Origin of the sequence: Paenibacillus vulneris, assembly GCF_039543185.1 — a bacterium.
In the GTDB taxonomy this organism is placed as follows: Bacteria; Bacillota; Bacilli; order Paenibacillales; family NBRC-103111; genus Paenibacillus_S; species Paenibacillus_S vulneris.
Window position 1 is genome coordinate 39,464 of the sequence record NZ_BAABJG010000003.1, and the last position, 23,899, is coordinate 63,362.

The 23,899-nt window shown below is 48.6% G+C and carries 21 protein-coding genes and 2 pseudogenes; 17 read left to right on the forward strand and 6 right to left on the reverse strand.

Translation table 11 applies throughout. The features are described 5' to 3' along the window. The first annotated feature begins 3 nt into the window (after positions 1-3). Entirely contained in the window at positions 4-507 is a 504-nt protein-coding gene (locus ABEA66_RS01625; RefSeq protein ID WP_345585459.1) for an NUDIX hydrolase, read from the forward strand. A 24-nt stretch (positions 508-531) separates the two neighbouring features. Here the strand turns inward: ABEA66_RS01625 and ABEA66_RS01630 are convergent, their stop codons facing one another. Next, complete coding sequence (locus ABEA66_RS01630) at positions 532-894, reverse strand: YetF domain-containing protein (RefSeq protein WP_345585461.1); 363 nt, start codon at positions 892-894, stop codon at positions 532-534. 489 nt (positions 895-1,383) lie between these two features. On the opposite strand from ABEA66_RS01630, the gene ABEA66_RS01635 reads away from it, so the two are divergent. The 10 genes and pseudogenes from ABEA66_RS01635 (at position 1,384) to ABEA66_RS01680 (ending at position 10,960) form a co-directional block, all read left to right on the forward strand. After that, a complete protein-coding gene (locus ABEA66_RS01635) occupies positions 1,384-2,220 on the forward strand; it encodes a hypothetical protein (protein WP_345585463.1) in 837 nt (278 codons plus the stop codon). A 128-nt stretch (positions 2,221-2,348) separates the two neighbouring features. Further along, a pseudogene (locus ABEA66_RS01640) lies at positions 2,349-2,504 on the forward strand (TetR/AcrR family transcriptional regulator); the annotation flags it as partial. Between the two features lie 3 nt (positions 2,505-2,507). Beyond that, positions 2,508-2,921 (forward strand): TetR family transcriptional regulator C-terminal domain-containing protein, encoded by a 414-nt coding sequence (locus tag ABEA66_RS01645; protein ID WP_256865456.1) that lies wholly within the window; start codon positions 2,508-2,510, stop codon positions 2,919-2,921. 82 nt (positions 2,922-3,003) lie between these two features. After that, positions 3,004-4,026, forward strand: coding sequence for an MBL fold metallo-hydrolase (locus ABEA66_RS01650; protein WP_345585465.1), 1,023 nt, complete (start codon positions 3,004-3,006; stop codon positions 4,024-4,026). A gap of 112 nt (positions 4,027-4,138) precedes the next feature. After that, on the forward strand, positions 4,139-5,188 hold the full coding sequence (locus tag ABEA66_RS01655; RefSeq protein WP_192702011.1) for an aldo/keto reductase: 1,050 nt from the start codon (positions 4,139-4,141) through the stop codon (positions 5,186-5,188). 365 nt (positions 5,189-5,553) lie between these two features. Then, entirely contained in the window at positions 5,554-6,549 is a 996-nt protein-coding gene (locus ABEA66_RS01660; RefSeq protein ID WP_192702012.1) for an ABC transporter substrate-binding protein, read from the forward strand. A 63-nt stretch (positions 6,550-6,612) separates the two neighbouring features. Then, entirely contained in the window at positions 6,613-7,626 is a 1,014-nt protein-coding gene (locus tag ABEA66_RS01665) for a FecCD family ABC transporter permease (protein WP_345585472.1), read from the forward strand. Continuing rightward, positions 7,623-8,666 (forward strand): FecCD family ABC transporter permease, encoded by a 1,044-nt coding sequence (locus tag ABEA66_RS01670; protein WP_345585474.1) that lies wholly within the window; start codon positions 7,623-7,625, stop codon positions 8,664-8,666. Before ABEA66_RS01665 ends, ABEA66_RS01670 begins: the two co-directional genes overlap by 4 nt. Positions 8,667-8,697: 31 nt before the next feature. Then, positions 8,698-9,276 carry a nitroreductase family protein gene (locus ABEA66_RS01675; protein WP_345585476.1) on the forward strand — a complete coding sequence of 193 codons (579 nt, stop codon included), beginning with the start codon at positions 8,698-8,700 and terminating at the stop codon, positions 9,274-9,276. Positions 9,277-9,373: 97 nt separating this feature from the next. Next, a complete protein-coding gene (locus tag ABEA66_RS01680; RefSeq protein ID WP_345585478.1) occupies positions 9,374-10,960 on the forward strand; it encodes a helix-turn-helix domain-containing protein in 1,587 nt (528 codons plus the stop codon). On the opposite strand, the gene ABEA66_RS01685 is transcribed toward ABEA66_RS01680, so the two are convergent. Then, positions 10,917-12,419 carry a hypothetical protein gene (locus ABEA66_RS01685; protein ID WP_345585480.1) on the reverse strand — a complete coding sequence of 501 codons (1,503 nt, stop codon included), beginning with the start codon at positions 12,417-12,419 and terminating at the stop codon, positions 10,917-10,919. The two genes, ABEA66_RS01680 and ABEA66_RS01685, sit on opposite strands and share 44 nt — an antisense overlap. 388 nt (positions 12,420-12,807) lie before the next feature. On the opposite strand from ABEA66_RS01685, the pseudogene serC reads away from it, so the two are divergent. Then, positions 12,808-13,892: pseudogene (gene serC / locus ABEA66_RS01690) on the forward strand (3-phosphoserine/phosphohydroxythreonine transaminase). A gap of 78 nt (positions 13,893-13,970) precedes the next feature. Here serC and ABEA66_RS01695 read toward each other — a convergent pair. From ABEA66_RS01695 to ABEA66_RS01705, 3 genes are all read right to left on the reverse strand, one after another. Further along, positions 13,971-14,486: an SRPBCC domain-containing protein gene (locus ABEA66_RS01695; protein ID WP_079912409.1), complete on the reverse strand. Its 516-nt coding sequence runs from the start codon at positions 14,484-14,486 to the stop codon at positions 13,971-13,973. 2 nt (positions 14,487-14,488) lie between these two features. Further along, a complete protein-coding gene (locus ABEA66_RS01700; RefSeq protein WP_079912410.1) occupies positions 14,489-14,860 on the reverse strand; it encodes an ArsR/SmtB family transcription factor in 372 nt (123 codons plus the stop codon). A 257-nt stretch (positions 14,861-15,117) separates the two neighbouring features. Then, positions 15,118-15,426 carry a hypothetical protein gene (locus tag ABEA66_RS01705; protein ID WP_079912411.1) on the reverse strand — a complete coding sequence of 103 codons (309 nt, stop codon included), beginning with the start codon at positions 15,424-15,426 and terminating at the stop codon, positions 15,118-15,120. A gap of 251 nt (positions 15,427-15,677) precedes the next feature. Between ABEA66_RS01705 and ABEA66_RS01710 the strand changes: the two genes are divergently transcribed. The 5 genes from ABEA66_RS01710 to ABEA66_RS01730 all read left to right on the forward strand — a co-directional run bounded on the left by ABEA66_RS01710 (position 15,678) and on the right by ABEA66_RS01730 (position 22,897). Further along, positions 15,678-17,300 (forward strand): response regulator, encoded by a 1,623-nt coding sequence (locus ABEA66_RS01710; protein WP_144027949.1) that lies wholly within the window; start codon positions 15,678-15,680, stop codon positions 17,298-17,300. A gap of 139 nt (positions 17,301-17,439) precedes the next feature. Further along, positions 17,440-18,339, forward strand: coding sequence for a carbohydrate ABC transporter permease (locus ABEA66_RS01715; protein ID WP_256865448.1), 900 nt, complete (start codon positions 17,440-17,442; stop codon positions 18,337-18,339). 30 nt (positions 18,340-18,369) lie between these two features. Next, a complete protein-coding gene (locus tag ABEA66_RS01720) occupies positions 18,370-19,266 on the forward strand; it encodes a carbohydrate ABC transporter permease (protein WP_345585489.1) in 897 nt (298 codons plus the stop codon). A gap of 369 nt (positions 19,267-19,635) precedes the next feature. Next, entirely contained in the window at positions 19,636-21,426 is a 1,791-nt protein-coding gene (locus ABEA66_RS01725; protein WP_345585491.1) for a sensor histidine kinase, read from the forward strand. An 82-nt stretch (positions 21,427-21,508) separates the two neighbouring features. Continuing rightward, complete coding sequence (locus ABEA66_RS01730; protein ID WP_345585493.1) at positions 21,509-22,897, forward strand: ABC transporter substrate-binding protein; 1,389 nt, start codon at positions 21,509-21,511, stop codon at positions 22,895-22,897. A 32-nt stretch (positions 22,898-22,929) separates the two neighbouring features. On the opposite strand, the gene ABEA66_RS01735 is transcribed toward ABEA66_RS01730, so the two are convergent. Next, complete coding sequence (locus ABEA66_RS01735) at positions 22,930-23,823, reverse strand: AraC family transcriptional regulator (protein ID WP_345585495.1); 894 nt, start codon at positions 23,821-23,823, stop codon at positions 22,930-22,932. Positions 23,824-23,899: the final 76 nt, after the last annotated feature.

Genomic DNA, 23,899 nt, shown 5'->3' on the forward strand with positions numbered 1-23,899 from the left:
TGGATGACAGAACCTAAGGAAGTATGGCACCGCCATTTAGGAGCGTATGGGATTTGCTTGCGTCAGGAGGATTTGTTAGTGATCCGAAAAGGGGGCGGCCCCTATATCGGGCGTTATGATCTTCCGGGAGGTACTGTAGAGGAGCATGAAACCTTGAACGATGCGGTGATAAGAGAGTTTGTCGAGGAGACAGGGTTGAAGGTACGCATCGAAAGGAATCTCGGTGTGTGCGACTATATAGTTCCCTATGCATTACGTAAAAAGGGAACCTCTCATATTCATCATGTGGCTGTATTTTACCTGGTTCAAGAGCTGGGCGGAGTGTTGGCGCCGAAGCCGGACCCTTTTGATGGGCAAGATTCTTTAGGTGCCTTATGGGTTTCCACTCGAGACATTACGGAAGATAATGCATCCCCGCTAGTTGTTCAGGCCGTGGAATGGATAAAGCAGGGGCAGCTGCCTGTTGAATCGAAAAGGCTGGATGATTGGGTTGTAATTAGCAGCTGATCGTTCGGGAAAGAGCCCGAAGGCTTATTGAAGCCTTGGGGGAATCTCGTGGTCATGCCGGTCCTTGCTGACTTCTGTGAAAATATTGGGAGACGGGGCTGGCGTTCCGAGCTTCACTCCCAGCATTAGCTCCAGATCGCTCCTAGTTACCGGCTGGGCGTGGGGCATCAGCTCATACCCGAACTCTCCATTGTCTTCGATTGTACCGGTCTTTACGTTCCGGATGCTTGAAATCCCGGCGATTCTCAGCCGTTTCTCCAGATCATCTACGGACATGCGAAGTTTCTTCAGGTTATCCAACACCAATTGTCCTTCCGAAATGACAAGGACGGATTTGCCTTTTAATATCTTTTCCGAACGGTTCCAATGAAGGGTGAGAAATTCCATAGCCACTAAAAATGCAATGAACGTCGCAGCGGCTAATAAGGAATAGCCTATGCCTTTGCCGCCGCCCTCCGAATGTTAATTTATTACAGTATTATTTGCATCTATGGGGGGCGCTTATGCATTGCTGCAGCTATGAGGAACAGCAGAGGCAGCTTGCTTTTCATAAAATAGGCGCGGTATATAACTTTACTTTAGTGAAATGCGTCTATGGTTTAGGAAGAGCTTTCAGAACTGAGAGGGATGATAATGAGCAAGGGAAGCAATAAGGTTGTTGTGTTACTCCTAACCATTGTCTGCCTGCTTCCGTTTCTTTTTCTCTGGTGGTTTATATCGGTAATGAATTCACCGATGGTGGACAATTGAAGCCCGTTTGAAAAACAATTTCGAAATCTACGGTGAACGGCACCAAGGGCCGGAGTCGGAGGACTCGTGGACAGACATTTGTTTTCCCATACGGAGAGATGCCGGAGATTAGTGAGGAGAATGTAAGTGAAACGATGGATTGGATTTATGGCCCTGACGATATTGGTCACCGGCTGTTCAGGGGCTGCCGAAAGCAAGACCCAGGCTGCAGCGTCACCGATCCCGCAGCAGGTTTTGGAACAACCTTACTATCAAGAACTGTCAACCCAGCACTCTCTTGAACTGGAATTTTACCCGCTGCCTTCAACTGAATTTCAGGAGTTGCGTGAAGAGAAGCCCCCTAAAGAAGAGGTCTTTTTACATACAATCGAGGTTCAGACAAGCCATGAGCAATCTATCCTTGTTCACCTTTACGCACATAAAGACGATAAGAATCTCATTTATGGCTACTTGCAGGATCAGGATACCTGGTATAGCTTAGGGCGGCTTTCTGGCGACGGATCGAGTAAGGTTGAGTCTTCCCAGTGGAGAGGAGGGACGGTTCCGGAGTTTGAAGTGAACGGTTCCTTCGGATTAAGCATCTTTTACTACAGGGAGGACTCCCGTAAATGGGTTAAGGATAACGATTTCCAGATGCATGAGATTTACAAGCTCGATCTTGATGGTGACCATAAGGCTGAAATTATTGAGACGCTGTGGACACAGGATCCTTATGTTGCCGTTTATCGGTGGAATCCTGACGTGAAGCAGTTTGAAACCGCGCATATCGCCCCTGCGGCTAATTCATTCTTTGCCGGGGGCAGCGAGCCGCAGTTTGCTTTTCCCTTTCAGGAGGACGGACAATGGTACATTCAGTCGGGAAACGGAGATGTGTACAGCTTTTTCAAGTATAGCAGCGGCTCCATCACCCCGGTCATTCTGGATGATACCCGAAATAGGCTAAAAGAACAGCTCAGGTACTAAAGGGTAAGGGGGGAAGTTGTTGCCTAAGTCGATGGGAGCAGCGGCCGTTACGTTTCTTCCTAGACCCATTAGCGACTTCACATGTCAGCGTATTTGACTTTAATTGAATGATCGTTTATTATTCAACCATGAGATATAAGGACAAAAATAAAAATGAAGCTATTTTTCAAGCAACCATACAGCTTTTGAATGAGATCGGCTTCTCTGAAATTTCCATGTCTAAAATCGCCAAACGGGCTAAGGTATCGCCAGGAACGATCTATGTTTACTTCGAAAACAAGGAGGACATGCTGAGGAAGCTGTTTTTGAATGTCGAGCAAAAGATTAGTTCGAGTATGTTCCAGGGTGTTCATCATCCAATGCCGGTCAAGGAAAGATTTGAACTGATTATGAGCAACTATATTGAATTCATTCTTAACCATAAAGATGAATTCCTCTTCTATGAACAATTTTGCAACTCACCGCTTGTCGAGAATTTGTATCTTGAAGATTCCAGTATGATGTTCCAGCCTTTTTATAAATTGATTGAGGAAGGCAAAGAACAGAAGCTGCTTAAAGATTACGATACCATGCTGATGTTAGTTTTGATTTATGCTCCTGTTACCGAGCTTGCCAAGCAATATTACAGAAGAGAATTTGAATTTAATGATAAAAATGTGAAGGACTTGATTCAATCAAGCTGGGACGCTGTCAAAGCATAAGGAGTCCTTCTTTTTTTAAATCATAAATGAATGAACGTTCAATTTTTATTGATTTTAATAAACAATTGGAGAGTTGGTACCTATGTCCAGTAAGAGAAGAACGGAATATCAAACATCCAAAAACTTCGTAAACGGGAGGTTTAAATATCCTGTTGAAACGACTGTCGATTACAACGTGAAGGCTTTGCTCCCCATCTTGCGGCAATATATCAAAGGCAATCCCAGGGCTCGGCCGAAAGAAATACTTCCGGTCCAGCGAATCGTGGCACCTTTATCAAAGGAAGATGTTAATAAAACGGCTGTTACATGGCTCGGGCACTCTACTTCGTTAATTCAGCTGGAGGGGCGGCTATTACTGTTAGATCCGATATTTGAGTCCTATTCCTCTCCTTTCAGGTTTGGCGGCAGACGTTATAGCGAACAATTGCCCATTGAAATCGAGGATCTTCCGCAGATTGATGCGGTGCTTATCTCACATGATCACTATGATCATCTGGATTTCAGGTCTATCATGAAATTAAAAGATAAAGTGAGAACATTTCTTGTCCCTCTTGGGGTTGGCGGCCGTTTGGAAAGATGGGGTGTTGTTCCTGACAAGATTGTGGAGCTTGACTGGTGGGAGGAATTTGGGTTTGAAGGACTGAAGTTTCGCTGCACACCGGCAAAGCACTCATCGGGAAGAGGGATTTTTAGGAAAAACACTACGCTGTGGTGTTCCTGGATTATTGAAGGAAAACATACAAAGATATTTTTTAGCGGAGATAGCGGCTACGGCCCTCACTTTAAAGAGATTGGCGAAATCTGCGGTCCCTTTGATCTGACATTAATTGACGCTGGACAATACGACAACAATGGCTTGTGGCCACTGCATATGCTGCCCGAGGAGACAGTTCAAGCCCACATTGAACTTCACGGTAACATATTGCTCCCGGTTCATTGGGGCGCATTTACACTCGCGTTCCATGACTGGGATGAACCGATCAAGCGTGTTCTCAAGGCTGCAGCTGAAAGAAGCGTCGTCATCGCGGTACCTCGCATAGGTGAAAGTGTTGAGATTGGTTCTTCCGAAATGCCATCGGTTCCATGGTGGAGAGATATTACTTGAAGGGGGTTTGATTCATGTAAAAAGCGGCGCATCCAACGATGATCATTTTCTTATAAAAAAAGAAAGATTTCCAGTTTTGAAAAAAATGAATAACTATGATTAGGAGGCATTTATGAAATATTATTTATTAGGAAAAAGCGGATTACGCGTCTCGGAGCTTGCTCTTGGCACCATGACTTTCGGAACGGATTGGGGATGGGGTGCAGACAAGGATGAAGCACGCAATATGCTGGACATTTATCTTGATCGGGGCGGAAATTTTGTCGATACGGCCAGCGGTTACACGAACGGAAGCTCGGAAAAAATGTTGGGTGACATTCTAGGCGAGCGGCGTGAGCGTATCGTTCTTGCTACAAAGTATACGATGAATACGCACCAAGGGGACCCGAATGCAGGCGGAAATCACAGAAAAAATATGATTCGCTCTGTTGAAAAGAGTTTGTCACGAATGAAAACAGATTATATCGACCTGCTGTATCTGCACTCCTGGGACAATACGACGCCGGTTGAAGAAGTTCTGCGGGCCATGGATGATCTTGTGCGAGCGGGCAAGGTGCTCTATGCAGGGATATCGGATACGCCAGCTTGGCAGATTTCGCGGATGCAGACGATCGCAGACCTGAGAGGATGGTCTCCTCTAATTGCTCTGCAAAACGAACATAGTCTGATCGAGAGAACGTCGGAAAGAGAGCTCACTCCGATGGCTCAGGAAATGGGGCTCGGGATTATTGTCTGGTCGCCTCTGGCTAACGGTCTTTTGACCGGAAAATATTCAAGAGAGGATTTGCAGCAGCGAAATATGGAATCCGAGGGCTGGAGTTCACGGATAACCATGATGGCTAGCCATGGCATGTTAAACGAGCGAGTATTTAATATCGTGGATGAAGTCAAAAAGGTAGCAGATGAAGTGAACGCTCCGGCAGCACATGTTGCGTTGGCATGGCTGAGAGCCCAATCGTCCGTTACATCTATTTTGCTGGGTGCTAGTAAAGCTGGGCAGCTTGAAAGCAATTTGAACATGCTGGATCTGAAGCTGTCTGAAGCGCAGCTGCATAGACTCGATGCGATAAGTGCGATTGAGCTGGGGTTTCCGCATAAATACTTAAATGATCCTGCAAATCTGTGGGGCGTTTTTGGGGGCGTAGCCGTCGAGCGTCGCTAAGATATGTACAAAACACCTTCAAGTGATGTTTACCATGTCGTTAGATATGGAAATAAACTTGGAGGTGTTTTTTGAAAATGATAGAATTTTTCACTCAAATACTTGTCAATTTCGCCTGCGCAAGTCGAGTACTTTATTTTCCAGCCTATAACATTATTTTCTTCCGACAAAAGAGGGCTATTTGTGCTGTAGCTCAACTCAGGGTTCCATATTATAAAGCTGAAACGGTGTACAGGGGAGGATGGGATAAATTTAGTATGTGAAACGGCTAATATTAGATATGTACAAGGAAAAGTCTGCCTCCTATAATTGATAATAATTATCAGTATCAACTGAAAGGTCTATTTACGGGGGGAAGCAATCGGATGAGAGTAATAAAAATGATGTTGGTGCTAGTCCTGGCGCTGGCGGTTTCAGCTTGCGGGCAGTCGAGTACGGCTGGGACCGGGGATAGGAACAATAGCGGTCAGGCTGCCGATGGAGGTAAGCCGCCGCAAGGCGCTGCCGCCTACACAGAGAAAACAATTAAACACGCTATGGGTACGGTAACGTTGAAGAAGAAACCGGAGCGCGTCGTCGTCTTGTTTAACGGCGCTGTAGATATTGTTGTCACACTTGGCGTAAAACCGGTCGGGGCTGTAGAATCCTGGGATCAAAAGCCTTGGTACAACTATTTGCGTCCTCAAATGGAGGGGGTCAAGAACTTGGGGGATGAGCTTCAGCCGAATGTGGAAGCCATAATGGCTTTGAAGCCTGATTTAATCATTGGACAAAAAACACGTCACGAAAAAATATACCCTCAGCTCAACAGCATCGCCCCTACGATCATTATGGAGGAATTGTTTGACTGGAAGGAAAACTTGAAGATGGCTGCGGATGCTCTGGATAAAGAAGACGAAGCGGCCAAATTCTTGAGCGATTGGGATAAGCGTGTCGCCGAATTCAAGCAAAAGGTTGGCAATAAGCTTGCGAATACGGAAGTATCGCTGATCCGGTTTGAGAAGGACGGCAGCGCGCGGATATATGTCACGGGTTTCGCAGGGACGATATTTAAAGAGCTGGGACTTAACCGGCCAAAAGCTCAGCAGGTGGAAGGCAAGAACGTAGTCAACTTAACTTCGAAAGAACAGATGTCTCAGCTTGACGGGGACTACATATTCGACATCACCCAGATCACAAGTGATGCGAACCACGCGAAAACACAAGGCGACTGGACATCGCATCCGCTATGGAAAGGCTTGAAAGGCGTCAAGAACGATAAATATTTCAAAGTAGATGTCATTACATGGAATTTAAGCGGTGGTGCTACGGCAGCAAAAGCGATGCTCGAAGATCTGTACAAATACTTCGATATCAAATAGCTAATACATGCCTATGAATGAGCCGGGTGCTCATTCATTTGCGCATCACAGGGAGATTCTCAGATGATAGCAAGCAAATCAACAACCGGATGGAAGTGGTTCGGGTTATTGGCAGGCAGTATCCTTATGCTGCTGTGCGCTGCCTCAAGCATCCTGTTCGGAGCGACGAACTACAGCTGGCACACGGCGTGGGATGCAGCTTTTCATTACAATGAGGAAATTACCGAGCAGGTCATTGTCCGCACAACCCGGATACCGAGGGCGTTTATTGCTGCGTCGATCGGTGCAAGTCTCGCGATAGCAGGCGCGCTCATGCAGACGCTGACTCGTAATCCGCTGGCAGCACCAAGCGTGCTCGGGGTGAATGCCGGTGCCTCCTTCCTTGTCGTATTGGGAGCAGTGGTATTCTCTGTCACATCCATGCAGATGCTTATGGTGCTGGCCTTTATTGGAGCGGCCGGCGCCGCCATTATCGTGTATGTATTGGGTTCGGCCGGACGCGACGGGTTAACGCCTTTGAAGATTGTTTTGGCCGGTGCGGCAATGACCGCTTTATTTTCTTCTTTTACCCAGGCCATTCTCGTCTTGAATAAGCAGGGCTTGAATACGGTGCTCTACTGGCTGACAGGGACGATCGCCGGCCGGTCCCCCGATAATTTAATCGCAGTTCTGCCTTATATGATTCTTTGTTGGATAGCGGCTTGGGCCATCGCCAAGGATATGAATCTTCTGATGATGGGAGAGGATACAGCGAAAGGCTTGGGACAGAAGACGATGTGGATTAAAGTGACGGCCGGGATCATTATCGTTGTACTGGCCGGCGGCTCCGTATCCGTTGCCGGACCGATCGGCTTCATCGGGATTGTCATCCCGCATATTTCGCGATTTTTTACCGGGGTGGACCACCGGTGGGTGATCCCGTACTGCGCTGTACTGGGAGCCATTCTTCTCCTTGCGGCGGATCTGGTCGCCCGGTTCATCATGATTCCGGAAGAGATGCCCGTAGGTGTCATGACCGCGTTAATCGGAGCCCCGTTCTTCATGTATATCGCGCGGAAGGGGTTGGCCCGATCATGAAGCAATATGTCCCTTTGCGCACTAAGCAAGGCCATCTCTCCATGATGATGCACAAGAAAACGATGTGGGTGTCGCTTGCGCTTTTATCAGCTTGTTTGCTGATAGCCATCCTGAGCACCGGGATGGGGGAGCTGTATATCTCTCCGTGGAACGTGGTTCTAAGCCTGCTCGGAGCAGGCTCCGATGACTATTCCATGGTGATTCAGAAGCTGAGGCTGCCGAGAATATTGGTCGGTTTGCTTGCGGGAGCTTCGCTGGCTGCAGCCGGAGCGATGCTGCAGGGCATCGTCCGCAATCCGTTGGCTTCGCCGGATATCATGGGAGTAACGGGCGGGGCTTCCGTTGCCGCCGTAGGCTTTCTTACTTATTTTGCAGGCAGCTTGAGCATTCGCTGGCTGCCGGTTGCAGCATTAATAGGAGGGGCGGCCGTCTCCATTGTGCTGTACTTGCTGGCGTGGAAGCGGGGCATAACCCCTTTTCGGCTTATTCTGGTGGGCGTCGGCATGTCTTCTCTTATGTCTGCAGCAACCTCGATGATGATTATGTTTAGCCCCAGCAATGATGCGGGTCAAGCCTATCTGTGGCTGACCGGGTCTGTGTATGCCGCCAACTGGGAGAACGTTCTGACCATCTTGCCTTGGGCAGCCGTCCTGCTGCCGCTTTCTTTCATTCTGGCCCGCCATGTCAACATCAGCCAGCTTGGGGACGACATCTCGGCAGGGGTCGGAAGCTCTGTAGAGCTGAACCGGATGCTCCTGCTGCTGGTTAGTGTGGCGCTGGCAGGAGCTGCCGTCGCTGTGGCGGGCGCTATAGGCTTCATCGGGCTTATCGCACCGCATATGGCGCGCAAGCTGGTCGGCTCCAGCTTCGAGAATATGCTGCCCGTCTCCGCGCTGCTGGGAGGCGCCATCGTTATGCTGGCCGATCTTGTAGGGAGAACCTGCTTTCTCCCGTTGGATGTGCCTGTAGGCATCTTCACTTCCGCTGTAGGAGCTCCATTTTTTATTTATTTGCTGTACGCGAGACGAAACTCGAGATAAGACTATGCATTAGAACAGGGAGGATTGTTGTATGACAAGAACGGATACGAAGCCGGCAGGAAGAGTGGCCGAATTGATCAAGCAGAGAAGAACGGTCAGATTATTTAAAAGCGATGCGGTCCCGACCGAGCTGTTGACGGAGCTTCTGAATGTGGCGGTTTGGGCCCCGAACCATGAGTACCGGGAGCCTTGGAGATTCATCCTGTTTCAGGGAGAAGGGAGAGCCAAGCTTGCTCAGGCAATGGTACAGACCTATTCGGCAGAGGAGCGGGAGAAGTACGGTAATAAAAAGATGGACTACTTCCTGCGGGTACCGGCCCATCTCGTGATCGTCATGCAAGAGGATCCCCGGCAAAAAGTATGGGAGGAGGACTATGCCGCTGTCTGCAGTCTGATTCAGAACTTCCAGCTTGCAGCTTGGGAGCAAGGGCTTGGCGTCGTATGGAAAACCAACCATTACAGCTATGAGCCTGATTTCAGGACAGCGATCGGCATCCGGCCGGGTGAGAAGATTGTAGGCGTGCTTCATATCGGGTACCCGGAGATCATTCCGCCGGCAAGACCTCGTACTGCAGCTGAAGAGCGATTGACTATCGTGGAGCATAGTTAAATAGAGAACGCAGCGGAATAACCCTTCCCAACAGTGAAAAAACCATCTATACTACAAAGTAATGATAATGATTCTCAATGCTGTTGGGGAAGGTGAAATGCAGATGCTGAAATGCCAATATCCTCTTGTTTTCCTCTCCTCCATACATAAGCGTCGCTATCCCAAGTACCATACGCCGCAGTTTCCGGCAATTCCTGCTGACCTATTGTGCGTAGTAACCGGCGGGAAAGGGATGGTACGAATACAAAATCAAATGATTCCCCTAGGTCCCAACCAACTGTTTTATTTGAAGCCCTCCATGGAAATTGAGGTAATGCTGGAGTCCGATTATGCGGATTACTATTTGTTAATGCTGCGGCCAGTGACTGTTACCAGGCAAAAAGGCGAATGGTCATGCCAAGATTCGAACGGCAGTATAGACCTTTTGCCAACCGGCAGGCTGCCTTTCCAGCACGCCAAAGGATGGATTCAACAAATCGAGCAGCTGTACGCTCTCAGCAAGTCCGGGTCCAAAACCGCTTCCTTAGAGGCTCATCAGCTTTTTCAAAGACTTGTTCAAGAGCTTCTACAGGAGCTGCCTGAGCAGGAAGGGACAGAGCCAGCGAGCAATGGCATCGACGAAAGCATCGGGTATATGTACAAGCATTACTCCGAGAAAATTAAGCTGGATACGTTAGCGGATATAGCCGGTTTAACCAGGACCTCCTACTCCAGGAGCTTCAAAAAAGCCAAAGGGATTACACCGGTTCAATATTTGAACCAGATTCGGATTGAGAGCTCCAAAGGGCTTCTGAAGCAGGATTGCTCCATTCAGGTGGTTGCCGAATCCGTCGGCTTCGGAAATGAATTTTATTTTAGCCGCATGTTCAAAAGGACGATCGGTCTATCTCCCACCGTTTATATGAAACGCAAGCAATTGAGAGTGGGAGTGGCATCCTGCTACAGATATAGGGAAAATCTTCGCACCCTGGGCACCGAAGCCTTGTATGAAATGAATGGCTATACCATTGAGCAGCTGAGTCCGGAGGAGCATCGAAGATTTGTTCAGGTACAGCTGGACGCATTACGGGAAGCCCAGCCGGATATTATTTTATCCGATTATCGGCATCTGCCCTTCTACGATCGTCTAAAGGATATTGCCCCGACGATTTGTCTGGATTTTACGATGGATTGGCGCCAACATCATTGGAGAATAGCGGAGCTTGTAGGCCGTGAGAAGGAAGCCAGACATAATTTCGATCAGATGGAGCTTAAGGTGAATTATGCCAAAAAAGTGCTGTCTCAACGGCTCGGGAATGAGACGCTATCGGTCATGCGCTTTTATTACGGCAAATTCCGCGTGTACGGCATGACCGATCATCCCTTGAATCATTTGCTGTATAAGGAGCTTGGGCTGAAGCCGGGGAGCTGTGTCCCGCAGCATGAACGGAGCAAGGAGTATTCGATGGAGAATATGCCGCCCTTCGAGACCGACCACCTGATGATCTACAAGCATCACGTGGGGCCGAAGGACGAAGCTAATTTTGCGGCCCTGCTGGCTGGTGAAGAATGGAGTACGATGAAGGCCGTTCGGAATCATCAGATTCATTTCACCCCGAATTGGATCGGCATGAGCTGGTCGCCTACCGGGCAGAACGAGATCATCGATTATCTGCTGGCAGCTTATTCTTCGGTAAGAGCTTAAGGATAAATTCATCCAACTCGATGGTTAAAGGGGTTTGCTTGTATGAAAGCATTAGAAGGAGCAGATCGCTGGAATAAGAGGCTTTCCTGTCCCCCTGATATAACGTCATGGTGTACGAATCCTCATCCTGTCCCTGGTATTGATCGGCTGGCTGCAAACGGATGCGCTGCAATCGGTCGGATATGGCCTGGATGATGTCGGGTTCTTGAAGGGTGATCCGCTTTCCTTGTTTAAATTCCAGTTCAATTTTATCGATGCGGGTCACATCAAAATCAAGTATGGTGCTTAGCGGGATACCTTCTTCACTTGGTTTATTTTCTCCAGCGATAGCTATTTCATAGGCGGTGGTCTGCCCAGGATAACTCAATAAGCTAAACCTCGCTTTCCAAACCTCTACGGTCTGGCCAATGGTAAGGTCATCGAAGCGGAGCTTTGAATCCTGCCCCTTTCTATGAATGTTCGAATCGCCGGCAACACTAAACCAACTCGCCTCAGGAGTAGGATTTATCAATCCAGTTCTTTTATTGTAATTAATAACAAGAATACGTTTCCTTGAATGATCGATTGACATAATATTCCCTTTAACATCCGCCTGGTGTGAAATAGTGAAGGTGGTGATGGAGAGAGGGAAGGAACCTCCGACTTCATTGAATATGGCGTTTTTTAACGCTTCGGTCTCTTCGTTATTTAAAATGTCTCTGTGGCGATAGAGCTTTCGCACTTCAAGCCGCTCTATGTCGTTTTCGGTGTGGAGTGAAACAGGCTCCAGGGACAATTTGTCGAAAAGAGGCTCAAACTCTTTCATGCCTGATGAGCGGAATTTATCCCGGTAGTTCGCTTCTGAAGCGGTGAGGTGAGCTGCAGCCTCGTTATCCTCGTAATGCTCAATAGCCCTAGCCGGGTGAATCCACTTTTCTCCTAAATAGGTTACTACGCGATACCATGGCCGGCAGCGTTCTGATTCCGGTTGGACGCTGCCAAGAGTTTCGTCACTGCAAGTATAAAGTTCACCGAGCACTCTTACTGTCTGTGGGGACAGTGTTCCCACGGTTCGTTCATTGTCCCTGGGAAAGTCATAAATGTCCTCAATATCCTTCAACGTGACATCCATCCGGACTGCATAATATTTTTCTTTGATGACCGCTGGCCCATTTTGCAGCCATTTCTCGCCAAGCCATGTTTTTATAAGATACCAGTTATTTTCCAGATGATTAGGTAATTCCGGCAGACCATTGCTTGTTTTAACTACCTGAACCGACTGGAAGGCTGATATAATTCCGACTGGCCCGTCGTTTGTTGAGGCCCCATTATAAACAGGGGTGTCAGCAAGCAGTGTAAGCTTTCCCGGCTGTTCATTTACACTCGTATCGGCTTGAGCTTTTGCAGCATATATGGTTAAACATGTAATGAATATTGCGCTGATGGAGCAGAATCGCTGAAATCCATTTATTTTCGTCAAAATTACCACTATCTTCCACGCATTTAGACGCATGGGATGGATGAAAGTTTCCCCCTCAGGAAAAATTCCAGATACCTACTTAAGTAACTGGTTATGCGAAAAAGGTGATTGACACATTGGTCATTATGGATATAATTGACATTAACAATTGGAAATCCGACTATGCCAATGATGAGAATCCAACTCGGAGGCGTTTTCGTCAAGAGCTTTCCTTGGGGAATGCTTCCTAAGTCTACCGGTCCCGCCCGTTATCGCGGAACCAAGAGGATCGGATTGCGTAACCCGCAGCCGATCAAGTTGGGTGGTACCGCGAGCAGACGCTCCTCGTCCCAATGTGGACGAAGAGCGTTTTTTTTGTTTCCACAAAAATGGGAGAGGATGAGTAAGGATGAATCGCGTCTACAACTTTAATCCGGGGCCGGCGGCTCTACCGCTGGAGGTTTTGCAGCAAGGACAGCAGGATTTTGTCGAGTATCCATCGTATGGAATGTCACTGATGGAAATGTCCCACCGCAGTAAGGCTGTCGAACATTTGAATGAAGAAACGCAAGAATTATTAGCCCGGATGTTGGAGCTTCCTAAGGATTATCATGTGTTGTTCATGGGGGGAGGGGCAAGCACGCAGTTTGCTCTTACGGCAATGAATTTTTTAAAGAGCGGTAAGACTGGCAGTTATATCCTTACGGGAAGCTTTTCGGAAAAAGCTTATGCCGAGGCCCTGACAATTGGCCATGCAAACATTGTGGCCAGCAGCAAGGAGCACCAATGGAGAATACTCCCGCAGATTAAAACCCTGCCGCTAGCGAGTCATACGGCTTATGTGCATATGACGACCAATAATACGATTGAGGGTTCGCAGTTTCATGAAATCCCCGATACGGAGCAAATACCGCTGATTGGGGATATGACAAGCGATATATTGAGCAGAAGAATGGATTGGACCCGATTTGCGATGTTCTATGCAGCAGCCCAAAAAAATCTGGGTCCCGCTGGGGTGACAGCGGTTATGATAAGGGACGATCTGTTAAGGGAGTGTAATGAACATATCCCGGCCGTCTTCAAATACACCACCTATGTCCAGCACAAATCGCTGAACAATACGCCTCCGGTTCATTCATTTATATGATGAAGCTGGTGTTGCAATGGGTAATGCGACAAGGAGGGATTGCGGCGTTAGAGGAACAGAACGAGAGGAAAGCCGGACTACTGTATGAGGCTATTGATGCCAGCCATGGTTTTTATCAAGGGATCGTAGATCCATCGGCGCGTTCGGTTATGAACGTTACCTGGCGGATGGAAGACGAGCATATAGAGAAACGGTTTGTACAGGAGGCTGAGCGCAGCGGATTCGCAGGCCTGGCTGGACACCGAAGTGTGGGGGGCTTGCGTGCTTCCATTTATAATGCGGTACCGCTTGAGGCTTGTAAGGCGTTGGCGGCATTTATGAAGGATTTCCAGCAACGTAATGGATAAAGCAATCTGACGGCGCTAGCCGTTCCCCGTATCAGGCATCAAAAAAGCCGCCGGCTCTCGGAGCCAGGCGGCAATGTTTTACTTAACCTCGTTCAGACGCTCTTCCAGACGATCCCAAGTTTCGGTGATGCCCTGCAGCATGCCCATATCCATAACGGTCTTGAGCGCTTCCGCAGACACATATTCACCACGATTGACCAGCTTCGTCTTACCGCCCAAATCGATAAATTCCAATACGACCTTGGTCGACGGCATAGAATCGTTCGAATTGCCTTCTGCATCGGAGAAATAGTCCGTGTAGACGATTCTCTCCGGCTCGACAATTTCCTTGTACACTGCTTTGCCCCATGATTCCATACCATAAAATTGCCCCTGGTTCTGATCGACACACTTCATACAGTAGTGCCATACGCCCCCTGGACGGAAATCGATGCGGCATACCGGAACCTCCCAGCCTCTAGGTCCCCACCAGTGCTTAAGATGCTCCGGCTCTTTAAACATTTTGAACACGAGATCGCGCGGCGCGTCGAAAACACGCTCCAGTACCAGCACCGTATCATTTTCCACCCTCGAAACCATTGCGTTGCTTGACATGGTCATTCCTCCTCATGATTTGAATGCTTTAATGATTGTTCCTTGCTTTGCAGTTCACGCAAGTAGTTATCCAGATTATCGAATCTTTCTTCCATGACGCGTCGGAAAGAGTCCACCCAAGAATCCAAAGCTTGGAAGGGCTCAGGCCGCAGCTTGTAGATCCGGCGATTGGCTTCGGCCTTCACCTCCAAAATCCCGCTCTCGCTAAGCACCTTCAAATGCTTCGAGGCTTGGGGCTGGCGGAGTCCCAGCCGGTCGGCGATTTCTCCAACGGTCAGGGGACCGTCTCGCAGCAGCTCGACGATGTCCATCCGATTCGGCTCGGCTAAAGCGCTCAGCGTCTTCATGTTCATGTCCGGATGTTTACCTGACATGTCGTTCACCTCGTTACATGATGGTCTGCCGGAATATCCCATCTCCTTTTTTATTAGGATCGACTTCTTATGAATTAAATATACCGCAAAGGGAATATTCCTGTCAAGGAATATTATTGGTGCAATGCTGCTTTTTTAGGGGATGGAGTGAACTATAGGGCTATTGAACATTTGTTAACAATGCCAGTTAACAAAACAGGCCAACCAGAACCCCTGATTGACCTGTTAGCAAGAAGAGCGTCTTAATCGCTCCCGCACTATTCTTCCACTATATCTGCCCTCAAATCGCTTGCAACCTCCATCATTGTGGGGATCACGGCTTCATTGGTCCCGGATACATAAAGGTCCCCTTGATAATGACGGAAAGGAATCTTCGCATCGCCATAGCTCCACATGAAAAAGTCGCCCTCAATGGACATGCTGGTGGTGCCCTTCACCGTAAACACGGATGTATAGGCAAAATCAGGCTTGGATGAAAAGTACTGCTTGCACTCTTCCAAGGTAATGGTTGACTCCGATGGGTTGTTGTCCTGCAAGGTTCGTGTAATACGATAGCGTTTATTCATGCTAAAGTGCCTCCATAGGTTTCGATTGCTATTTGTCCCATGACCCCTATTCTACCATGACGGTTTGAATTTCACTATTCTTGTCCGCAAGGCAAGCGTCAGAACATTGGAAAAACCATTGCTTTGTCCCTGGACAAGAGTGAAATTACCGGCTGTAAAAAAGAGAGGAGGTTCATTATAATGTCATCCATATGGATAAACTGAAAGTAAATTCAATGTGTCTTGGCGTATAAGAGAGGTGTCTTACGGCTTTGGAACCATTACTGCGCATGTGCGTTATTGATGATATTAAAACCATTGTGAACGGCATTGTTCATCATATTCCTTGGGAGGAGCATGGAATTCAGATTGTCGGCACGGCCTCGAATGGAGAAAAGGGGATTGAGCTGATCCGAACAACGAAGCCCCATTTGATCTTATCCGATATTCGCATGCCGAAGCTGGATGGGTTGGAAATGACCCGCTCGGTCGTTAAGCAAGGGGATTTGACCAAAATTATTTTTTTGAGCGGTTATACCGATTTTGACTATGCCCAGCAAGCGATCCGGTTAGGGGCATTTGATTTCATTCAGAAGCCGTTTACCCCTTCACAAATATTGGAGGTCGTCTTGAAAGCCAAGAAAGCGCTGGAGACGGAGCTTTCCGAGCTCGAACGGATGAAGGACATGGAAAGTAAGGTTCGCGAGAGCATGCCGCTGCTTCGCCAGGAGTATTTTCGATTGCTGATGCGTTACCCGACAAGCCCGATTAGCGCAAGCAAACGATGGGATTTTTTGCAGATCCCGATTGCGAAGCAGCATTTTACCGTCATGCTCGTGGAGATTGATCATTTCACAGAGCGGAGCCAGTCCCTCCCGGTGAGTGAGGTGGAGCTAATCCGCTTTGCCATTCAAAATATAATGGAGGAAACGATCGCTACCTATACGACGGGGCTGGTGTTCCGGGAGGATGTGCATCAGTTTGCGGCGATTTTGAACCCTTCACCCACTGAGAAAATGGAAGTTATAGCGGAAAAATGCCGGGAGCATATTAGCCGCTACACCCGCGAAACCGTCTCTATCGGATTAGGCAGCGAGGTTCAGGAAATTCATGAAATCGCGCATTCGTATCAACAGGCCATAACCGCTCTGTCGTACAACTTTTATACGGGGGGCGACAGCGTCTACAGCTTCAGCAACGTTCCCGAGCATAATGGATTGTCTCCGAGGTATTCTACGGAAAAAGAAAAAGAGCTGCTGTATTGCATCCGTTTGGGCAACGAGCAGAAGGCTCTGCAAAGCCTGGAGGAGTTTTTTCAGGAGAGCCAAGCGATGTCGATGTCAACTCCTCCGAATCCGGAATCGATGAAATCGGTGTATTTTGAGCTGACCTTTCTGATTAACAGGGTGCTGGCTGAGAAAGTGCCGCCTGAAGAAATGGCCGAGATGGAAGCCCTGATGCTGGATATGAAGAACGACCCTTCCATCAACCTTGGTGAGCTGCAGGAGCAGCTTAAACGGCTGTGCCGGGTAGGCTGCCAAAAAATCCGCAGGCAGCAGAGCAAAGAGGCGAGCCAGCAGGTAGATGAAGTGATTGCGTACATCCGGGAGCATCTGGACTTGAACCTTACAGTCGGGGAATATGCCAAAATGGTGTATTTGAGCGCCAGCTATTTTTCCAACCTGTTCAAGAAGGTGACCGGGATGACGGTTACACAGTTCGTTACGATGGAACGGATGGAGCGGGCGAAGGAGCTGCTGTCGCAGGGCATGCAGGTGCAGGAAATTTCCCTTGCGCTCGGCTACGAGGACAGACCGTATTTTACCGAGCTGTTCAAAAGGCATACCGGCATGACGCCGTCGGAGTTCAAGCAGCTGTATGGCCTTCCCAAGTAAGTCATATGGACCTTGCGATGCATGGGGCGGACGATCACAGTTGCATTATCCCCTCTCAAAAGTGAGTTTCTCTCTCCTTGAGCCTGCAATGTTTCTCTTATAGTTAAGAGGAAGAAAGTTCATAAGGAGAGGATCACGCGTGTCTAAGAGGTCATTAAGCTATTTCAATTCCTATGTGTTCATTATACCTAGTCTGGTGCTCACGCTGGTTCTCGGTATTTATCCGATACTGTGGGCGTTCCGGTTTATGTTCTACGATTATCAGGGTTACGGTGTCCCGAATTTTATCGGTATAGATAACTTTACCCGCGTCATGAAGGACGATCAGTTCTGGCAGTCAGTGTACAATACGTTCCTGTATGCCGCAGGCAAAATTGTGGTCACGGTCCCCTTATCCCTGATTTTGGCGGTCATTCTGAATCAGGCGCTGAAGGGCAGGCAGCTGCTGCGGGCCATTTATTTCATGCCGACGATCATCAGCGCATCGGTCATGTCCGTTGTTTTCGGGATTGTATTTAATTCGTACAACGGGATTCTGAACCAATATTTAATGAAGCTTGGCATCATCTCCAAGCCGATTGAGTGGCTAGGCCCTGACCATGCCATGCTCACCGTCATTATTATTGCCATTTGGGGGGCGGTCGGGAACTATATGCTTCTGTTTATCGCAGGTCTGCAAAATATTCCGGACGATCTGTATGAAGCAGCCTCCATCGATGGAGCCAATACGGTGCAAAAATTTTGGTTTATTACCGTTCCGATGCTCGGCCCTATCCTGCAAATGATTATGATGCTCGTCATCACGGTTTCTCTGAAAGGCTACGAGAACATTATGGTCTTGACGGAAGGCGGTCCTTTCGGCAAGACGGAAGTCATGTTCCTGTATGTGTATAAGCTCTTCTTCCCGGTTTCCACGACGAATGCGAACGTACAACAGATTGGTTACGGGAGTGCCGTAGGCTTTGTAACGGCGGTTATTGTAGGCATCATCACCCTGGTGTACTTTGCTGCCTCCCGCAGACTTAACAAGATGTACTAATCATTCTTCAGGAGAGAGGGGAATCAACCGATGAATACGAATGTATCTGCACCCGGCGGTTTAAATGCCGCTAACCAAACGAAACGGCAATTACGATTGTACAAATACATCTCTTTCACGATTTTATGGGTATTTTTGCTTGCCCTCGCGATCATGACTTTGTTCCCGGTAGTGGTGGCTATTCTGGGTTCTTTCAAAACGAACATGGAAGTGACGGTTGGAGCGACGCTGCTTCCTGAGAAATGGCATTTTTCCAACTACATCGAGGCTTGGAAAAAGGCGAACTTCGCCCTGTTTACCTGGAACAGCGTGTTCGTCAGTGCAGCCGCTACCGTCGGGACTCTGCTGGTAACTTCCATGGCCGCCTATTCTGTTGACCACGGAAATTTCCCGGGGAAAAAAGCGTACGTAGCGCTGCAGGCGAGCACCATGTTTATCTCAATCGGCGCGGTAGTTTTGCGCCCTCAGTTCGACTTGATGGTCGCACTGCACTTGAATCAATCGCTCTGGGGAGTTATTCTGATACTCATAAGTGCTCATGCGACTGCCTTTTTCATGCTGATCGGCTTTTTCAAAGGGATACCTAAAGATCTGGACGAGGCCGCTTATATTGACGGATGCAATTATTACACGGTATACTGGCGAATTATACTGCCGTTGCTTAAACCAGCCATTGGCGTAACGGCGTTATTCACTTTCCGGAATGCCTGGAACGAATATATTCTTCCTTTCGTATTTACCATGAGCAATCCGAAGCTGCAGACCTTGACGGTCGGACTGACGAACCTGAAATATGGCGTCGGCGCAGCCGCCGAATTGCAGCTGATGTTGGCCGGGGCGTGCATTTCGATCGTACCGATGCTTGTCGTCTATATTTTCGCGAACAAATCGTTCATGCAGGTGACGGCCGGCTCCTTAAAAGGATAAATGATTTCTAAACGAAAATAACCTCTAGCTCAGGCTAGGTTAGATTGTTGAGAAAACCTGTTTTGCGAGAACTATGCTACATATGGAGGTGGGGTATGCCTCGGAGGAGTTTACGTCCGCCTTTGAAACCCGTGAAAATACCGCTAAATAGAATCACCTTTCACGGGTTTCAATAGCGGCTGGAGGGGCATGTCCCATCGGAGTATATTGGCAATAGTTCAAGCTCTATAGGTTTCTAAACAGATTCACTCTAGCTCAGGCTAGAGTTATTTTCGTTTAGACAGGAAATCATGAAGAGAACGAATAGTTACGGAATGATCGGGGACTTATCGATTTTGATTTTCATACAGCAGGCGGTGAAGCTAAGAGATGAATCGTTTTTTTTATCGCTCATCCTTGAAGAGAAGAATTTGGATTACCTGTATTTTCTTAACGGTGCTGTGCATCGCGGCTACGGGGATCATGTCGTACTACATTGCCTCCAAGGTAACGGAAAATAATGCGTTTCAGCTGAGTCAGAACACATTGAACAAATCCGCTCAAGTGCTCGATGAACGGCTGAGGCATATTGTGGTATCGTCTTCGACGATAATGATCAGCGAGCCGTTCAAGCGGATGATGGAGGATTCCGCCATGCGTAACGTGGATAGCTATTACCAGCATTTATCCGCGCTGCAGTCTCCCTTCACGCAAATCAAGCTGAACGAGTCATCGATTGAGTCTGTACTGATCAGCACGCCCATCGGAGACTTCTACCCTACCAATGCGGTGCGTAATACGCAGATTCCGTTCAAGAGCACTTCAATGTACAACCTGTTAGAAGAGCGCAGCAGCCCTGCTGTCTGGATGGAAGGACATGAGGATACCCTGTTCACGGGGCGCAGCCGCGTCATCTCCTTGCTGCTCAAGCCGTTTACCGAGGGCTCGGGCTCGGATGTGTATATTGTGATCAATGTGAAGGAAGAGGACATTAAGCAGGACATTTACCAAAATTTTAACAGCAAGGGAGCGGAGTTTCTCTTGCTAGGCAGCGAGGGGCGGGAGGCCGTACCGATGACTGCAGCCTCCTCTTCTCTAAGAAATGACCCCGGTTTCTTAAAGCTGCTGGCGGACCAGAAGGTGGGGCATTTTGAATATACGATGGGTCAACCGCATAATAAGCTGCTGGTCAACTATTCACGTCTGCGGCTGGTCGAAGATTGGACGCTGATCAGCCTGCAGTCGAAGTCGGAGCTGCTAAGCCAAATCACGTTAATCAAATGGTGGATTGTGCTGATTATGGGCGTGTGCGTAGTGATCGCGTTTGTGTTCTCCAATGTGCTGTCCGAACGGCTGCTCAGGCCTTTGTACAAGCTGCAGGGACTGATGCATAAGGTGGAGCGGGATAATACATTGGACGTTCGTTTCGAGAGCCAGTTCAATGATGAGGTCACCAAGGTCGGCCATAGCTTTAACCGGATGCTGACGCAGCTGGCGGCCTTGATCGAAGAGGTGAAGCTGTCGGAGCAGGAGAAGAGGAAATCCGAAGTTAAGGCGCTTCAAGCCCAGATTGATCCGCATTTTCTATACAACACGTTAAATACGATTCTCTGGAAGTCCGAAACGGCCGAGCAGCAGGATGTAAGGGAAATGATTATTTCTCTCTCGAAGCTGTTCCAGCTTGGGTTAAACAATGGAAATGAAATGACGACATTGGAGAAGGAATTGGAGCATGTCAGACAGTACCTGGATATTCAGCAAAAATGCTACGAGGGTCTGTTTACTTATATTATCGAGCTGAAGAATCCGGAGCTGGCCCGGCTGCCTATGATCAAAATTCTTTTACAGCCCCTGGTGGAGAACAGTATTCTGCACGGCTTTCAGCAGATGGAGCAGGGCGGGTTTATTTATATCTGTATTGAGCAGGAAGGCGACTATCTGAAGCTAAGTGTAGAGGATAACGGGTGCGGAATGGATGCAGAGGAGGTCTATAGTCAGCTTACCTCTCCCGGCATGGCAAGGTCATCCTATGCATTATCCAATGTGTACAGCCGGCTTCAGCTGTATTACGGCTCCGAGGCGAGACTGAAGCTTGCCAGTGAACCCATGGAACGCACTGTGGTTACGATATGGCTTCCACTCGATGGAAAAAAAGCGATTTCATCCTCTATGGATAGTTGATTTGTCCTTCCTGCGGTTCGTTCGGAATGAACTATAATAAACAAGCAAACCTGACTTTAACCTGCATGGGGGAGGATTTTAGATGAATAAGAAAGTGTACGTACCGGCCTTAAGCATGCTGCTGGCAGTATCGCTAAGCGCTTGCTCGACTCAGCCGGACAGTTCTTCTGCAACGAACGGCGGCGCCAAAACCGGAGGCAAAACCAAGCTGACGTATTGGACCAATGACCGTTCCGATGCCGACTATATTAAACAAGTGATTGCGAAATACAATGAAACGAACAAAGATAACGTAGAAGTTGAGATGACGGTAATGGCCGATAATTACGACCAGTCCGTAGATATCGCTTTTGCCAGCAAGCAGGCGCCTGACATTTTGCGTGTTGACTTTAACAAAGTGGTGCCTTGGGTAAAGAAAGGCTTCTTGACGCCGCTGGATCCTTATATGAGCGAGGATATGAAGAAGAAGTTCTCCGGCACGTTAATCGAGGAAAAGAACCTGTATGAAGGCAAGATTTACAGTCTGCCTAACGTAGGCCAGATTTGGCGTTTAATTTATAACGTCGATCTGTTCGAGAAAGCGGGCATTAAAGAACCGCCAAAAACACTGAAGGAACTAGTTGAAGTCTCCAAGAAGCTTACGGAAGCGGGCAAAGGCATCGGAGCTTACGGATTCGCGGGCAACTTCAAGAATACCTCGGCTATCGACCGCGTCGCTTATCCGATTGCAACGTTGAGCGGTACAGGAGTTGTTGAAGGATACAATCTGAAGACAGGACAATTTGATTTCGGCGCTTATAAAGAAATTGCGGAAGCTTTGCGCCAAATGAAGGTTGACGGCAGCATGCTGCCAGGTTCGGAAGGGCTGGATATCGATCCGCTGCGCGCGCAATTCGCTCAAGGCAAGATCGGTATGTACATTAACCACTCGGCGGAGCCGGCTGTATACAAGAGCCAATTCCCTGCCCAAATCAAATGGGCTGCTGCACAGGTTCCGACCATTGACGGTACGGTGAAGGGCGCTTCGCTGGTTAACGGGGGCGCGTACTTGTCCATCAGCAAGGATTCCGAGAATAAGGAAAAAGCTTGGAGATTCCTTGAGTACATGTACAGCGACGAGGTTCAATCCGGTTACCAGGAGAACGGCTTCGGCGTATCCATTCTGCCGCATATTACTGCTACGGCCAAGAAAGCCAATATTCCGGGCATCGAGGGCTTTAACCCTACGAAATATGACGCTCTCTATCCTGCGGCCCCTACGCTGATTATTGAAAGCAAGGTCGAAGGAATGAAGAATTCGGATGCGCTGACGAAATATATGATTCAAGGCGGAGACCTGGATCAAGTGATCAAAGATTTGAATACGCGATATAATGCGGCTCTGGAAAAAGCGAAAGCTTCCGGAGACACGCAGGCCAAAGCAGACCCGAACTTCGATTCGGCCAAGCTGCAGGGCACTTTGGCGAAGTAAGCCGAGTCACGGAACAACCCTTGAAAATGGAATTATTCCTTTTTAAGGGTTGTTTTATTTTGAAGCTGAGCTGGCAAGCTTTTATGCTCCCGGTACTGGGAAGGGGTGACGCCGAACAACCGGCGGAATAGACGGGTGAAATAAACGGCTTCCATCCCGACATGCATGGCCGCCTGCTGAACCGTCATGTTCGGATTCTGCTCCAGCAGCTGGGCTGCCGTCTGGAGACGCAGCTTTTGCAAATATTGAAGCGGTGTCGTTCCCAGCGTTTCTTGAAACAATCGAGTAAGCTGCTTAGAAGAATAGCCGACATGAGCGGAGAGCTCAGCCATCCCCAGGTTCCGCTGCAGATGATCCTGCAAGAAGCGGGTAGCCGTGTGGACGACCGCATTACGATACCGCATCGGTTTGGGCAGGCTTGTACTTGGAGGGTTTCCTGCCGCGGCTGCCTGCTTTTTGACCTCAAGGCAAAAGGAGAAGAGCAGCTCCGCGGATTGCCAAGGATCATAGTCCGGTCCGGAGTGGCTCCAAATCGCATAGAGCAGTTTGTCCAAGCGGGTTATTTCCTGAAGCTGCATACGGGAAAATGTGGAACCGAACCCCCAATGAGACAACGGCCCGGACTCTCTTTCCATGAACGTAACATAGCCGACGAGCCAAGGCTCGGCATCCTGCGGACGGTACTCATGGGGGAGCCCGGCAGGGATGTACAGCAGCGTACGGGGTGGTACAGTGTCCCATTTGTCCTCACCTGTCAAGCGAAAGAGACCTGTCCCCGAGAAGGACAGCAGCAACTGATTGGCGGAGAAGCCTTCCCAGCGGTTCATAGGCTTCTGTTCATCGGCACCGACGGTATAAACGGCAAAAGGGATCTCTCCCTCAAGTGAGGAGAACAAGCTGCTTCGAAGCTGTAAATGCTGCATCATATATACCTCTGAATGTCCATTTTGTACTAGATGTTGTCCGCTTTATGATCTTAGCGGCAGGGTGATACCTTTATAT

What these genes read in the sequence shown, in the direction of transcription:
- ABEA66_RS01625 (WP_345585459.1), top strand. Translation starts at nt 4, where the DNA reads ATGACAGAACCTAAGGAAGTATGGCACCGCCATTTAGGAGCGTATGGG.
- ABEA66_RS01630 (WP_345585461.1), bottom strand. Translation starts at nt 894, where the DNA reads ATGGAATTTCTCACCCTTCATTGGAACCGTTCGGAAAAGATATTAAAA.
- ABEA66_RS01645 (WP_256865456.1), top strand. Translation starts at nt 2,508, where the DNA reads ATGCTGAGGAAGCTGTTTTTGAATGTCGAGCAAAAGATTAGTTCGAGT.
- ABEA66_RS01650 (WP_345585465.1), top strand. Translation starts at nt 3,004, where the DNA reads ATGTCCAGTAAGAGAAGAACGGAATATCAAACATCCAAAAACTTCGTA.
- ABEA66_RS01655 (WP_192702011.1), top strand. Translation starts at nt 4,139, where the DNA reads ATGAAATATTATTTATTAGGAAAAAGCGGATTACGCGTCTCGGAGCTT.
- ABEA66_RS01660 (WP_192702012.1), top strand. Translation starts at nt 5,554, where the DNA reads ATGAGAGTAATAAAAATGATGTTGGTGCTAGTCCTGGCGCTGGCGGTT.
- ABEA66_RS01665 (WP_345585472.1), top strand. Translation starts at nt 6,613, where the DNA reads ATGATAGCAAGCAAATCAACAACCGGATGGAAGTGGTTCGGGTTATTG.
- ABEA66_RS01670 (WP_345585474.1), top strand. Translation starts at nt 7,623, where the DNA reads ATGAAGCAATATGTCCCTTTGCGCACTAAGCAAGGCCATCTCTCCATG.
- ABEA66_RS01675 (WP_345585476.1), top strand. Translation starts at nt 8,698, where the DNA reads ATGACAAGAACGGATACGAAGCCGGCAGGAAGAGTGGCCGAATTGATC.
- ABEA66_RS01680 (WP_345585478.1), top strand. Translation starts at nt 9,374, where the DNA reads ATGCAGATGCTGAAATGCCAATATCCTCTTGTTTTCCTCTCCTCCATA.
- ABEA66_RS01695 (WP_079912409.1), bottom strand. Translation starts at nt 14,486, where the DNA reads ATGTCAAGCAACGCAATGGTTTCGAGGGTGGAAAATGATACGGTGCTG.
- ABEA66_RS01700 (WP_079912410.1), bottom strand. Translation starts at nt 14,860, where the DNA reads ATGTCAGGTAAACATCCGGACATGAACATGAAGACGCTGAGCGCTTTA.
- ABEA66_RS01705 (WP_079912411.1), bottom strand. Translation starts at nt 15,426, where the DNA reads ATGAATAAACGCTATCGTATTACACGAACCTTGCAGGACAACAACCCA.
- ABEA66_RS01720 (WP_345585489.1), top strand. Translation starts at nt 18,370, where the DNA reads ATGAATACGAATGTATCTGCACCCGGCGGTTTAAATGCCGCTAACCAA.
- ABEA66_RS01725 (WP_345585491.1), top strand. Translation starts at nt 19,636, where the DNA reads ATGAATCGTTTTTTTTATCGCTCATCCTTGAAGAGAAGAATTTGGATT.
- ABEA66_RS01730 (WP_345585493.1), top strand. Translation starts at nt 21,509, where the DNA reads ATGAATAAGAAAGTGTACGTACCGGCCTTAAGCATGCTGCTGGCAGTA.
- ABEA66_RS01735 (WP_345585495.1), bottom strand. Translation starts at nt 23,823, where the DNA reads ATGATGCAGCATTTACAGCTTCGAAGCAGCTTGTTCTCCTCACTTGAG.